Genomic DNA, 13,725 nt, shown 5'->3' with positions numbered 1-13,725 from the left:
GATGTAGTCGGCGAATTTGAGCGGGACGAGGTTTTTCCACTTCTCGTCGGTGCTGAGGCGGTCGCAGACGACGATGTTCTCGCAGCCACGGCGGTTCAGCTCCCAAACGAGGGCGCTGCCGATGAATCCGGCTCCGCCGGTGATGAGAATGCGACTGTCCGTGTTGTTCATGCTCCCAGCCGGTAACGGGAAAACCGGCGGGATTCAAGCCGGAGCTTGATCAGGCGGCGATGGATTGCGCCTGCGGCTCGGTGGCCGAGGTCAGGGGCACCTGCTCACGCCAGAGGGCAGGATGGAGGAAGACGCCGCGTGGGTCGGCCTCCCACTCGCCCTTCCAGCCGACGATGGACTCCATGACGATGGGATTGGGGCACTGGATGGCCGGGTAGAGCCACTGCTGGTCGGCGACGACGAGCTTGGGGATGAGCGCCTGGCCGTGAAATTCGATCTCCCAGCCGAGCAGGAGCGGTTCCTCGTCCGTGAAACCGGCAAGGCCGAGCGGATGCTCCACCCAGCCGACGAGTCCGCTGCCATTCAGCGCGTCCCAGACCTCGCGCATGTCCAGTTCCAGCCGCACGGCGAAGCCGGTGGTCTTGGCGCACCCGCCGTTCACCGGATCGCGGCTGATGAGGCCGAACAAGATGCTGGAGGGGCAGTTGGAGGGCACAATGTCCACCTGAAAGCCAAAACGGATGGGATGGTCAGGCAGCAGCAGGCTGCCAAAGCTCATGACTTGGAAATCCGAGAAAGCAGGATCGGTGGCGGCAGAGGCGAGAAGCGATTCCATAATATTTCTAAAAAATTCAGGTTACTTTATGAAATTTCGACTGAATAAAGATAATTTCAAACAATTTATCATAAAGAATTTGTCTGGCGCACTCCATTTCTCAAAAAACGACTCCTCAACTTAGCGGATCAGATGCCATGACCTATGGCAAAATCCTGTTGAACGAATGAATTGATTATGGTGACGTTGTTGACGAATCTGCCGCGCACGATACCAACTACATTCCGTGTCACTCGCTGAAACGATCCAACACAGCGGAACCGGCCTGGAGGCCGATTTCCGCCCCCGATTCCTGAGTGCCTACCAGCATATGGTGCTGGCGCGGGTGCTTGAGGAAAAACTGGGCGCGCTTTATCGCGCCGGAGGTCGCATCGTGGGCGGCGTTTACATCGGCAAAGGCCAGGAGGCATTTAGCGCGGCGCTGGGCGTTCAGCTTCAGAAGGGAAAAGACATTTACGGGCCGCTGATTCGTGACCAGGCGGGCCGCATCGCGTATGGCGAGCCGATTCTCGACGCGGTACGCACCTATTTGGGCACGATTACCGGGCCGATGCGGGGACGGGATGGCAACATCCATCGCGGACGTCCGCAGGAAGGGCTGATGGCGATGATCAGCCATCTGGGCAGCATGCTGTCTGTGGTGGCTGGGGCGCTCTTTGCCCGGCGGCTGGCTGGCACGCTGGGCGATGCCATCGGAGCCACCAGCATCGGCGACGGCGGCACTTCCACGGGCGCTTTTCATGAGGCTCTGAACATGGCGGCGGTGGAAAAGCTGCCGATCATCATCAGCGTGGCGAACAATCAGTTTGCCTACTCCACGCCCAATTCGCGGCAGTACGCCTGTGAAAATCTGGTGGACCGAGCCGCAGGCTATGGGGTCGAAGGGGTGTCGGTCGATGCTACGGACCTCGGTGCCTGCCTGGAAGTCTTTCAGCAGGCCGCCCAGCGGGCGCGTGCCGGTGGCGGGCCGCAGATGATCGTGGGCAAGCTGTTGCGCCTAGCCGGACACGGCGAGCACGACGACGCCTCGTATATTCCCGACACAGCGAAGAAAGAGCAGTGCGCACGCGACTGTCTGGCCGTCGCCGAGCAGCGGACTTTGGACGAAGGCTGGCTCGACGCCGCCGAGGTGAAGGAGCTGTACGCCGAGGCCCGCCGCAAAGTCGATCAGGCCGTCTCCAAAGTGTCCAAGGAACCGCTGCCTGATCCCTTCAAAGAAAACTGGCAGGCGCTCTCCAGCGCGGATTTAGTGGAGGGACAGCACGAGGCATGAGTATCACTTATTTGGAGGCCATTCGGGAAGCGCAATATGAGGCCCTGCGCCACGACCCCGCCGTTTTTCTTTACGGCCAGGACATCAGCACGTTCGGCGGAGCCTTCAAGGCCACCAAGAATCTCGACAAGGAGTTCCCTGGCCGCGTGTTTGACGCGCCCATCAGCGAGGACGCGATGGTCGGCATGGCCATCGGTGCCGCCGTGGAAGGCGCACGGCCGATCGTTGAGATGCAGTTCGCGGATTTCTCATCCGTCGGCTTCAATCAGATCGTGAACCAGGCAGCCACGCTCTACTGGCGCACGAACACGCCTTGTCCCATCACCATCCGCCTGCCTTCCGGCGGCACCGCTGGCAGCGGCCCCTTCCACAGCCAGTCGATGGAGGCGATCTACGCGCACTATCCCGGCCTCGTCATTGTCACGCCTGCCACCGTTGAGGACGCCTACTGGATGCTTTTGGACAGCGTCGCCATCAACGACCCCGTCATCTACTGCGAGCACAAGTTCCTTTATTACCATCTGAAGGCCGATCAAATCGGCGACCGTGAGCTACCCATCGGCAAAGCGCGCATCGCCAGGCCCGGACGCCATGCCACCATCGTCACTTACAGCGCCATGGTGCATGAGGCCCTGCGCGCCGCTGAGGAACTGCAGCTCGACGGCTATCAAATCGAGGTCGTCGATCTTCGCTCCGTGAAGCCGATGGACACCGACACCATCCTCGCCTCCGTCGCCCGCACCGGTCGTCTGCTCGCCCTCGGCGAGGCATTCCCATGGGGTGGCGTCACGGCGGAAATCGTCTCCCGCGTCGCCAGCGAGGCATTTCACCTGCTCGACGCACCGCCGATGCGCCTGAACTCCAAGGACACGCCCATTCCTTACCATCCGAATCTGTGGAAGGCGCACCGCCCCACCGTCGCCACCATCGCCGCCGCCCTCCGCCGTCTCCTGCGGTATTAATCCAGCATCAAGTATCGAGCATCTAGCCTCCAGCCATGCCCTCCATCCCCATCCTGATGCCCCAGCTCGGCGAGTCCATCGCCGAAGCCACCATCATTCGCATCTTGATCGAAGCCGGCGGCACCGTCGTGGCGGGCAGCGACATCTTTGAGGTCGAGACCAACAAGGCCACCATGGCCGTCACCGCGCCTTGCAGCGGCAAGGTCAGCCAGATCCTCGCGGTACAGCAAACCAGCTACGCCGTCGGTTCCACGCTCGGCACGCTCGAAATCACCGAGGAGGAGGCCCAGTCGATCGGTATTTCGGACGCACCGCAGCCATCATCATCTGCGCAGCAAACCGCCAGTGGGGCGGATGTCGTGGAGAACCTTCATTTCAAAATCAGCGACGACGACGTCATCTCCACCCGCCAGCCCACCGTTGAACCCGTCGTCACTGGCGGCCTTCCGGTTCCTGCGGGTGCCACGGGGGCCAGCTACATTTCCCCACGCATGCGCGCTCGCATGCTCGAACTCGGCCTCAATGCCGCCGACCTCTCCGGCGTTCCTGGCACCGGCGCAGGCGGTCGTGTCACCGTCGAGGATTTCGAGGCATTTCTCCGCGCTCTGGAGCAGCACCGCATGACTCCGGCCTCGCCGATGCGCATCGCCGTTGCCGACAGCATGCGCCGCAGTTGGGCGCGGCCCCTGGCCACCGTCGGCAGTCCCATCATGCTCGATGCCATGCTCGCGCATCGCAAAAAGACCGATCCCAAGCCCGGCCCCGCGCTTTACGTCATCCGTGCCCTCGCCTTAGCGCTCGCCGAAAACACCGCCGTCGCTGGTCGTCTCATCGGCAACCGCATCGTCCATCCGCGTGCCATCGACATCGGCTTCGCCGTCGAGGTCGAAGACGGCGTCATGGTGCCGACGCTGCGTGAGGTCGAAAAGACCCCGCTCGTCAAACTGGTGCCCACTTACAACAAGCTCGTCGAGCAGGCCCGCGCCCGCCGCCTGCCCAACGATGTCAACCGTCCCGGCATCGCCACCGTCACGAACTTCGGCACCTTTGGCATCGTTTGGGCCACTCCGATTCCTTTGCCTGAGCAAAATCTCGTCCTCGGACTCGGCGCTGGCAGCAAGGTGCCGCATTGGAGCGAGGAGGTGAAGCAATTCATTCCCGTCACCGAGGCCGAGCTCACCCTCAGCTTCGACCACCGCGTCCTCGACGGTGGTGGAGCCGGCCGCTTGCTGAAGCGCATCGCCGAGCTTCTCCAGAAGCCCGAGTTGCTTTGAAAAGGGAGCGCGGACACTCCTGTCCGCTTCAACGATTTCGCATGCACGACAAACCCACGCTCCGCCAGCACATGCGCGAGCATCTCCGTGCCATCGACGAATCCACACGCCAGCAAGCCGGTGCCCGCATCGCCCAGCACATCCTTCGTAGCGGCATGCGTCAGCTTGCCGAAACCGCGCCACACAAGGTCATCGCCCTCTTTGGCGGCCTCAAAAACGAGCCAGACCTCCTCCCGCACCTGCTTCCTGTGTTGTGGGATCAAGGACATCGCCCATGCTTCTTCCAAATCGAAGCCTCTGAACTGCAACCTCGCCACATTCAGTCGCTTGATGATCTCCAGCGCGGCCAGATGAACGTCTGGGAACCCAAACCGCACTGCCCGCCCGTCGAAATCGCCGCGCTCGACCTCATCCTCGTCCCCGGCCTCGCATTCACTCGTGACGGTGCGCGCCTCGGTCGCGGCGGCGGCTACTACGACCGCCTTCTCGCCCATCCGCATTGCCGCGCCAATCGTCTCGCCATTGCCTATGATTGCCAGATCATCGACCACATCCCTGTCGAACCTCACGACCAGCGCGTGCATCAAATCATCACCGAATCCGGCTTGATCCAAGCACCAGCGCCTCATTAGTGCGGATGAGTGGTTTAAACCGCAGGTTTCTGCCATTCGGCATTCGTCATTTTAATTTTCCATGAAGTCCATTCTCGAAATCGTAAGCTCCGGCACCGCCTACCTGGAGAAGCGCAAGATCGAGGAAGCCCGGCTCAACATGGAGCACCTCCTCGCCCACGTCCTTGGTTGTCGTCGGCTCGATCTCTACCTTCGCTTCAACGAAACCGTCCCCGAGGGCCAGTTGACCACCCTTCGCGATCTCCTGCGCCGTCGTGGGGAAGGGGAGCCGCTTCAGCATCTCCTGGGCACCGTCGAATTCTGCGGTCACGAGTTCGTCAGCGACCACCGCGCCCTCATCCCGCGCCCTGAGACCGAAACCCTCGTCGAGCTCATCCTCAAAAAGTTTGCCACACCTCCGGCGCGTTTGCTCGACATGGCCACCGGCTCCGGCTGCATCGGCCTCAGCCTCGCCAAAGCCTGGCCCTTGAGCGAAATCATCCTCGCCGACATCAGCGAGGACGCCCTCGACCTCGCCCGCCTCAACGCCTCGCGCCTCAGCGCCAACATCAAGCTCTTGCGCAGCGACCTCTTCGAAAAAATCACCGGCACCTTCGACCTCATCGTCGCCAACCTACCCTACATCCCCACCGCCGAAATCCAGACGCTCAGCCCCGAGGTCAAACGCGACCCCGTCCTCGCCCTCGACGGCGGTCCCGACGGCCTCCGCATCGTCGAACGCTTCCTTAACGACGTCCTGCCACATCTCAATCCCAACGCCCTCATCGCCCTCGAAGTCGGCCACGACCAAGGCGCACTCGTCGCCACCCGCTGTACGGAACTCGGCTACCTCAACGCCACCACCGCCCCGGACCTCCCAGGCATCCACCGTTTTGTTTTTGCCATAGCTCCTGTTCAAGTTGCGAAGCTGAGCGTGATTCAGGACGATGAATGGAATGACCAGTCACCTTCGGTTAATTGAGGATTGCACAAAATGCGGCTTGTCGTTAGTGTGGAAAACTATGGGGCCTGAACTTGGCAGAGCTTTCGCAGCCATCGGATTCGTTGGATTTGTCATCTTTGGCCTCATTGCCCTTGGGTGTTTGGACGCAGCACGCAGCAAACAAGCTGAGTCCCGCAACGGTGCTATGTCCCACGCAGCCATGATGGGCTGCTTGTGGTTCTTCGGCATTCTCTTCGTTCTAATGAGCCTGTCGTTCGGAGGTTGTGGCGTGGCCTACCTGACCGGACAGGTGAAGTAGATGCAGCATATCCCGACCATTGGTGCCGTATTGTTTATGAGGTCGATCCGTTTCACAGCACCCCCATCCCTCCGCGCTTGATCCATTCATTCAACGGCTCGAACTGCGTCACATCGAGAGTGATGCCGCAGCCAAACGGAGCGGCGTTCACAGTCTGCAAATCGAGTTGGCCGTTTTCGATGCTCAGTGTCGCAAAACCTTCGGTGTGGCGATGATACAGGCCAGCGTGCTTGTCGATCACCGCGTTTTGCGTGACGGAGGAGTGCATGCTGAGGCCACGGAAGTAGTGGTGGCCGTTTCGTTCGACATGGGTGATGCCGAGCAGGGCCATGACGCTCAAGTCTTGGAGCAGGGCCACCGGTCCGGCGTTGGCAAGGTCTTCACCACTGAGAATCGGGCCGCCGGGGATGCTGGCGGCGCGTTTTTTGAGCAGGGCGGCGTTGGCGAGGCCTTTGACGATGCCTTTGCAGTTCTTGTGGCTCGTGCCGCGATAGCCGAGATCGAGCGCGAGTGGCAGGTCGGCTAGGGAGCCGTCGCTTTCATCAATGATCATGCCCAAACTGTCTCCTACAGCCTCGTTTAGCGCCTTGGAGCGATGCAGCGGCTGCTCAATGAGCAGTAGGCTGCGGAACAAGGGCGCGAGCGCGGCGTCTGCACTCAATGTCGCGTAGAAGTCGCGGAAGCTCGCCAGGTCGTAGAACTGTTCGTTGCCATCCAGCGTCGCATGAAAGCCATCGGGGCAGTTTGCGGTGAGGATGCGCGTGATCTCGCGCAGACGCGGCAAATCACTCTCCGGTTTGCCGCAGACTTTGATTTTGAAGTAGCGCAGGCCGTAGGCGCAGATGTTTTCCTCCAGCGTGTAAGGCAGCCCGTCATTCAAGGCACCATCCGCCGCCGTGAGCGGGTCTCCAAGTCCGACCGTGTGTCGTGCAAATAGGCGTGAGAGTGGTTGGGGTGCGATGACATCGCTCACGCCCATGCCGCGCAGTTCCTCACGCACGGCACCGAGGTCAATGCCGAGCACATCCGACTGCAACACCGCATGCAGCGGCTGTCCCAGCGCCTTGCACAGACCGTCGAGCACGGCGCGTTCGATCAAGCTCACGCCCAGATTCGCCAGCAGCGGCGGGACTGCTTTGACTTGAGCCCAGTTCGTTTGTTCTGCATACAAGTTCTGCCACCAGGCAAAAAATCCCGTCGCCTTCTCCGCTGCCAGCCGCGCGATGCGCGAGGCATTCTGAATCACCGCGATCATCTCGGCCAGATCGACCTCGAACAGCGTGTCCGGGTTCTTCGTGAACCACTTCGGCGGCAGCCCTTCGCTCGCGAGTCCGGCCACCGCCTTGCCATCGACCACCAAATTCACCGTCACAAACAGATGCGGCAAGGCGCTCATGCTGGCGATGCCGTACTTGAACGGAAACCGCGTGTGCATCGGCAGCACATGAAACTGGAAGGACTCGATGGAAAAGGTCATGCCGGACAGGAGCGTCAACGGTCAAGGCGTCAAGCGGTCAAGGATCGCCACCCTTGATCAACTTGACCTCTTTGACGAGGCTCCGCCTCCTACACCAACACCGCCGGTGACTGCTCTTCCTGCTCCTCAATCGCGGTCAGGCGTTCCTGCTCCTGATCGAGATCCTCGTGGACGAGATCGGGCTGATCGGAGCCGTCATCAGCCTTTTTCCGGCGTTTGGGCTGGTTGGGGGCTTCGAGGGCGAGTTCCTGCACGGTCTTGTCCATGGTGCGGGTGTCTTCGGTGGTCATGCGCACGCCGACTGGCTTGCTGATGCCGAATTCCTGCATGGTGACGCCGTAGATCACATCGGCGCGGCTCATGGTGCGCTTGTTGTGGGTGACGATGATGAACTGCGAGTTGTCGATGAACTTGTCGAGCATCTTGAGGAAGCGGCCGATGTTGGTTTCGTCGAGCGGAGCGTCCAACTCATCCAGCACGCAGAACGGGCTGGGCTTGACCTGGTAGATCGAGAACAGCAGCGCCACGGCGGTCATGCTGCGCTCGCCACCGGAGAGGAGGCTGATGGTTTGCAGCTTCTTGCCCGGCGGCTTGGCGATGATTTCGATGCCGGACTCGAGTGGATCGCCTTCATCCACGAGCATGAGGTCGGCCTTGGCCTGAGCGCCAAACAGCTCGCGGAAGTTGTCGTGGAAGTAGCCGCGCACCTGCGTGAACGTCTCGACGAACATGGTCTTCGTGGTCTCGTTGATCTTGGCGATGACCTGGAGCAGCTCGTCCTTGGATTTGACGAGGTCGTTGTGCTGGGTGTCGAGAAAGTTGTGACGCTCTTCGAGTTCTTCGAACTCCTGGATGGCGTCGAGATTGACGGGTCCGATGCCTTCGAGCTTCTGCCGCAGCTCATAGACGACCTCCATGACGAAAGCCCAGTCCGGCTCGGCTTCCTGGCCGGGGATGACGACATCGTCGATGTCCACCTCGTCATCACGATTGGAGACAGCTGGAATCACGCGCTCTTGCGGTTCCTCGGCGTTGTCAGGCGCTTCTGAGGCCGCTTCAGCTTCCGCAGAAGTTTCGGTGGAATCGTTGTTCTCAGCAGTATTCGCCGCCGCCTTCTTCCCACGGCTGCGGTTCTTCTTCTGCTCCTCAATGGTGACCATGAGGACGTGGTAATCTGGCTCGAAGGCGTCGATGTGGAAGCTGTAACGCTCTTGAACCTGATTGATGAGGTTTTCGAGGCGGAGATCGACGCGCGTCAGGGCGACTTCAGCACGATTGCGGGACTCGTTGAGACCGTTGTAGCTTTGACGAAGCTGCGTGAGCTGGGTTTCGAGCTGGCTGACCTGCTCGAACAATCCGGCGCGCTCCTCGGTCTTGGACTGCAAGTGTTCTTCGATGGCGGCGATGGCTCCACGTTGCGATTCGACCTGCTCCTGAAAGCGGGCGTTTTCAGCGTCGCTCTGCTGGATGCGTACACGCCAGGTGTTGATCTCCTCGGCAAAGCGATTCATGCCGGCCTGAAGTTCCTGCAAACGCACGCCGAGCGGAGCCTTCTGGCGCTCGATGGAATGCAGCGCGCTTTGTTCGAGGGCGAGCGCAGTGCGCAGTTCGTTGAGACGCTCGCTGGATTCGAGTTCGCGACGGAGGAAGGACTCCATTTCGAGCTCAAGCTCGCCTTCTCGCACGCGGGAGGACTCAAGCTGCTCCTGCGCGATGGCCGCAGCCTCGCGGAGCTGCTGGATCTGGCCTTCGGAGCCGCCGATGCGCTCCTGGATCTGATTCTGGTCCCACTCGACGCTTTCGAGCTTCGCGGTGGCCTGTTGCAGCGCGCGCTGGACGACGCTGATCTTGCCTTGGAACTGGGAGAAGCCTTCACGCGCGCGCTGGCTCTGCTCGCGGAGGGAAACTTCCTCGCGCTGCATGTCCTCAAGCTGGACGCTGACGGTTTTCACGGCGTCTTCCTTCTCCATGAACTGAAGTTCAAGCGCCTCGACCTCGGTGCGGAGCTGGCGGACCTCGGCCTCGCGGCGGAGCGTGGAAGAGCCTTCCTCCTTGCTGGCACCGCCGTTGATGATGCCGTCGGTGGAGATGAACTCACCGCGCATCGTGGCGATGGCAAGGTGCGGCATCTCACGCTTCAAGCGCAGCGCCGTGTGCAAGTCATCGACGATGACGACGTTGTGCAGCAAGTGGTCGATGAGGCTCTGCACGCCGGTTTTGACGCGCACCTTGTCGGTGGCCCAGGCGATGGCACCAGCGGGCATAAGCTCGCGATCCGCGGCGTTGCGCAGATTGCAGAAATCATGCGGCACGAGCGATGCGCGGCCCATCTTGTGATCGGTGAGGCGGTCGATGATCTGTGCGGCGAGTTCGCTCTCGGTAAGCAGCACGGCTTGCAGATGATCTTTGAGCGCGGCTTCGATGGCGGGGATGAAATCGGGATCGACTTCGATGCTGGAGGCGAGCAGGCCGCGCACGCCGGTGGAATAGACTTCCGGATTGTCGAGGCCGCTGAGCACGCTCTGCGTGCCGGAGGAGAGGCCTTCGCCTTTTTGCAGCAGTTGCTCGAGGATTTCGAGGCGTGACTTGCGCTGCGTGAGGTTGCGCTGGAGGTCGTTGAGTTCGTTGTTCATCGCGTCGCGCTGACGGCGACGTTCGATGATCTCGCGGGCGCAGTCCTTGGCCTTCTCGTCGAGTTGGTTGCGCGTCTCTTCGAGTTCCTGGATGTTGCGCTGAAGCTCGTCGTATTCGATCTGGCTGGACTCGCGGGCCTGCGCGGCGGTTTGACGATCATGCGCAAGCGACTCGTGACGCTGACGGTCGGCGGAGATTTGATTGCTCAATGACTGCGCACGGGCTTCGCTGGCGGCCATTTGGCCTTCGAACTGGCGAATCGATTCACGGATGGCGCGGCGGTCGCTTTCGAGGCGGTTGCGCTCCGGCAGGATGCTTTGATGCACGCCTGCGTGCTCGTTCATCGCGAGTTGGCGCGTCTGAATGTTGTCGGTGATGGCGAGAAGCTGCTCGTCGGCATTCGCGAGATCGCGGCGGGCCTGATCGAGCAGTTCTTCGTTCGCGGCAATCTGCTCCTCGTTTTGGCGGATGCGTCCTTCGAGTTCCTCGCTGCGCTCTTTGTTGAAACCGATGCGGCCTTCGGCGCTCTGCATCTGCGAGCGGAGTTCCTGGGCCTGCTGGCGTGCCTGGCTGATCTGCGATTCGAGCGAGTGGTAGGCCTCGCGTGTTTGCGCGGCTTCGGTTTCGACGGTTTGCAGTTTGCGCTGCAATTCCTCGATCTGGTTCGCCATCACGCGCACCTGCGTTTCGGCCTCGGACTTCTCGCCGCTGAATTCGGTGTATTGCTTGTGCGCGAGATGAGTGTCGAGCAGGCGGGTGTCTTCGAGTAGAGTCTGGTAACGACGTGCCTTGGCGGCCTGACGCTGCAAGGTGCCCATCTGGCGCTTCACTTCGGCGACGATGTCGGCCACGCGAAGCAGATTGGCTTCGGTGTATTCCAGTTTGCGCAGCGCTTCCCGCTTCTGGGATTTGAACTTGGTGATGCCAGCGGCTTCTTCAAAGACGGTGCGTCGATCTTCGGGCTTCGAGCTGAGAAGCATGTCGATCTGGCCCTGCGCCATGATCGAGTAAGCGGCGCGGCCAATGCCGGTGCCTGCGATGAGATCGTGGATGTCCTTGAGGCGGCAGACCGTGTTGTTGAGGCGGTATTCGCTGCGGCCATCGCGGAATACGCGGCGGGTCAGGGCGACCTCGTTGAAATCAACGTTCAACGACTGCTCGCAGTCGGCCATGGTCAGCGTGACTTCGGCAAGTCCCACGGGCTTGCGTTTGTCCGTGCCATTAAAGATGACATCGGCCATTTCATCGCCGCGCAGCGCTTTGGCAGACGTTTCACCGAGCACCCAGCGGATGGCATCGACCACGTTTGACTTGCCGCAGCCGTTCGGGCCGACAATGCCGGTGACGCCTTTGTGGAATTCAAAGTGGGTCTTGTCCGCGAAGGACTTGAAGCCGTGAAGGGTGAGGCTCTTGAGGTACATGGCTGGAGAGGGTAAAGGCTGCGGAAAATGAGTGCTGAGGTGGATTGAACCATTCCACACGGCATCCCCGCAAGGTTGAACCCGTTTTTTTACCCTATCTTGGGCTTTGTTAAGATAGCCGTAACAAGATGTGGGATTTTTCAGCTCCCAAAAGCTGTGAATAAACGCAGCGGCTGTGAACAAGTTTCAATACACCGCTTTGCGATGAAATAGAAAGCTCTCCAACAGCAGCAAGGCGAGCGCGAGCCAGATCAGACGCTTTGGCCAGGTGCTGAAGGCGGAGGAGGAGATGATCGGGGCGGCGGGCTGGGTGGAGACGGCAACGTCGTTGGCGAGCTTCGGAAGGTTGGTTTCAGCGTCGGAGATCAAGGCGCAGGCACCGCTGCGGTCATCGGTTTCCCAGGTGCCGATGCGTTGAAGCGCCAGCAAGCCATTCGCGGGATCATCGGAGATTTCGATGAAGGTGTCGCCGTCCCAGGCATGCCATTGCACAAGGCTGCTGGCGTTCAGCATCTCGCCGGTATGCAGCGTGCGCATGTCCGCGAGAGCGTCGCTGTTTTCGGCGCACCAGTAGAGCGCGTTGCCGAGAATAAGCGGGAAGGAGGGCAGCAACGCGAGTTGCTCTGACTGGGCGGGTGAAAAGGCTGTGACGACGAGTCGCTGGCCGTTGAACTCACCGGCGGCGAGCACAGGCTCCGTGCCTGCGATCCACAAAGGCTCCAACGACGCGGGCAGATCAAGCACCGTTGTTTGTGTGACGGCGATACGGTTGCTGCTGGCGCGGAAGAGCACGGGATGATCCGGTTGCACGGCACGCACACTGTCATGCGGCACGCCGCGCATGACGCGTGTGCGCAGTGGGCCGGAACTGGTCAAGGGCGTGAGCGCGATCACGGGACGATTCGCAGGCCACTCTTTCGGCAGCCAGTTTTCGAAGACATAGACATCCGGCGGCTCCTTGGGCGGCCATGAGGCGGGATCGCCCTTCTTCATTTCGATGCGACCGGCTTCGATGAGCGATGAAAGCGCGAGTTCGGTGAAGGGATCGGGCTTTTCAGCGAACCAGGCGACGGAGAGCGGTTTTGTTTTGGGCAGCGGCGCGGCCAGTCCGTTATCCCAGCCGAAACAATCGCCTGCGGTCTTCAGGCGCATCTCCAGACGCTGGCCGCGCAGTCCTTCGAGCGGCAGGATCAGCGCGCTGGACTCGCCGGGTGCGAGTTCAAGCTCGCGCAGTTGAGCAATGCGCCCCGCGAGGGTGATTTCGAGCGTGGAGGTGGTCTTTGCCGGGTTGCTGGCAGCCGCGCTGACTTTAACAAAAGCCTCGTAGCGATCTCGTGCGAGCGGGCTATGGCGAATTTGAAAACCCGTGATGCCGATGTTGAGCGGCTCGGTCAATGCGACGGGAATCGAATCGACCGAAGCATCCGCAATAGTCGAATCAGCCACCAGCCAGATACGCGAGCGTGATTCGAGGTCAGCGAGACGCTTTGCGACATTCAAGGCGGCCTCGGTCTTGCCCTCGACGGGCACGGGTTTCAGTTCATCGAGCAAGCGCAGGCACTCACGGCGGTTGCGGCTGCGGGAGAGCAACACATGGGGCCGCGCATCGAAGGAGATGAGCGAAAGCACGACTTGATCCGGCAGCGAGCGGATGCGGTCCTTCACCATCCGTTTGGCTTCATCAAGCCGCGTGCGGCCTTGAGCATCCTTCGCGGCCATTGAGGCGGAGTGATCGATGACGATGACGACCGCGCCGGGTGAATCGGCAGAGAGGTTGCTGCTCGGACGGGCAAGCGCGAGGATGGCGAAGATCAGCACCAGCAGCGTGAGCAGCAGTGAGAGCCATTTTTTGATGCGCCGCAGCCACGCGGATTCCTGATGCTCACGCGCGAGCGATTTAAAGAAAAGCAGCGTCGAAACCGGCACCCGCTTCGCCTGCCGACGGAACAACCAAAGCGCCAGCGGGATCAGCGCAAGCCAGAGGAGGTGGAAGTTGGCGGGAGACAGGAAGCGCATCCGCTCAG

10 protein-coding genes are annotated in these 13,725 nt (G+C 61.0%); 5 read left to right on the top strand and 5 right to left on the bottom strand.

Annotated elements, in window-relative coordinates:
• Positions 1-171: NAD-dependent epimerase/dehydratase family protein (locus tag ACILSI_RS18170; RefSeq protein WP_395723326.1), on the bottom strand; the 171-nt coding region annotated here is incomplete at its 3' end.
• A 49-nt stretch (positions 172-220) separates the two neighbouring features.
• Positions 221-787 (bottom strand): hypothetical protein, encoded by a 567-nt coding sequence (locus tag ACILSI_RS18165; RefSeq protein ID WP_395723324.1) that lies wholly within the window; start codon positions 785-787, stop codon positions 221-223.
• Positions 788-1,013: 226 nt separating this feature from the next.
• On the opposite strand from ACILSI_RS18165, the gene ACILSI_RS18160 reads away from it, so the two are divergent.
• The 5 genes from ACILSI_RS18160 (at position 1,014) to prmC (ending at position 5,889) form a co-directional block, all read left to right on the top strand.
• Positions 1,014-2,060 (top strand): thiamine pyrophosphate-dependent dehydrogenase E1 component subunit alpha, encoded by a 1,047-nt coding sequence (locus ACILSI_RS18160; RefSeq protein ID WP_395723323.1) that lies wholly within the window; start codon positions 1,014-1,016, stop codon positions 2,058-2,060.
• Positions 2,057-3,022, top strand: coding sequence for an alpha-ketoacid dehydrogenase subunit beta (locus ACILSI_RS18155; protein ID WP_395723322.1), 966 nt, complete (start codon positions 2,057-2,059; stop codon positions 3,020-3,022). The genes ACILSI_RS18160 and ACILSI_RS18155 overlap by 4 nt, the downstream gene beginning before the upstream one ends.
• Positions 3,023-3,057: 35 nt before the next feature.
• Positions 3,058-4,296, top strand: coding sequence for a dihydrolipoamide acetyltransferase family protein (locus ACILSI_RS18150; RefSeq protein ID WP_395723321.1), 1,239 nt, complete (start codon positions 3,058-3,060; stop codon positions 4,294-4,296).
• A gap of 41 nt (positions 4,297-4,337) precedes the next feature.
• A complete protein-coding gene (locus tag ACILSI_RS18145; RefSeq protein WP_395723320.1) occupies positions 4,338-4,928 on the top strand; it encodes a 5-formyltetrahydrofolate cyclo-ligase in 591 nt (196 codons plus the stop codon).
• 61 nt (positions 4,929-4,989) lie between these two features.
• A complete protein-coding gene (gene prmC / locus ACILSI_RS18140) occupies positions 4,990-5,889 on the top strand; it encodes a peptide chain release factor N(5)-glutamine methyltransferase (RefSeq protein WP_395723319.1) in 900 nt (299 codons plus the stop codon).
• Between the two features lie 332 nt (positions 5,890-6,221).
• Here prmC and ACILSI_RS18135 read toward each other — a convergent pair whose 3' ends face one another.
• From ACILSI_RS18135 to ACILSI_RS18125, 3 genes are all read right to left on the bottom strand, one after another.
• Complete coding sequence (locus tag ACILSI_RS18135; RefSeq protein WP_395723318.1) at positions 6,222-7,646, bottom strand: hypothetical protein; 1,425 nt, start codon at positions 7,644-7,646, stop codon at positions 6,222-6,224.
• 89 nt (positions 7,647-7,735) lie between these two features.
• Positions 7,736-11,701, bottom strand: a complete 3,966-nt coding sequence (smc, locus tag ACILSI_RS18130) for a chromosome segregation protein SMC (RefSeq protein WP_395723317.1) — start codon at positions 11,699-11,701, stop codon at positions 7,736-7,738.
• A gap of 186 nt (positions 11,702-11,887) precedes the next feature.
• Entirely contained in the window at positions 11,888-13,717 is a 1,830-nt protein-coding gene (locus ACILSI_RS18125) for a VWA domain-containing protein (protein WP_395723316.1), read from the bottom strand.
• Positions 13,718-13,725: the final 8 nt, after the last annotated feature.

Source organism: Prosthecobacter sp. (assembly GCF_044232965.1).
GTDB lineage: Bacteria > Verrucomicrobiota > Verrucomicrobiia > Verrucomicrobiales > Verrucomicrobiaceae > Prosthecobacter.
Note: the sequence above shows the minus strand (reverse complement) of the source record. Positions and strands in the feature narration are given on the sequence as shown.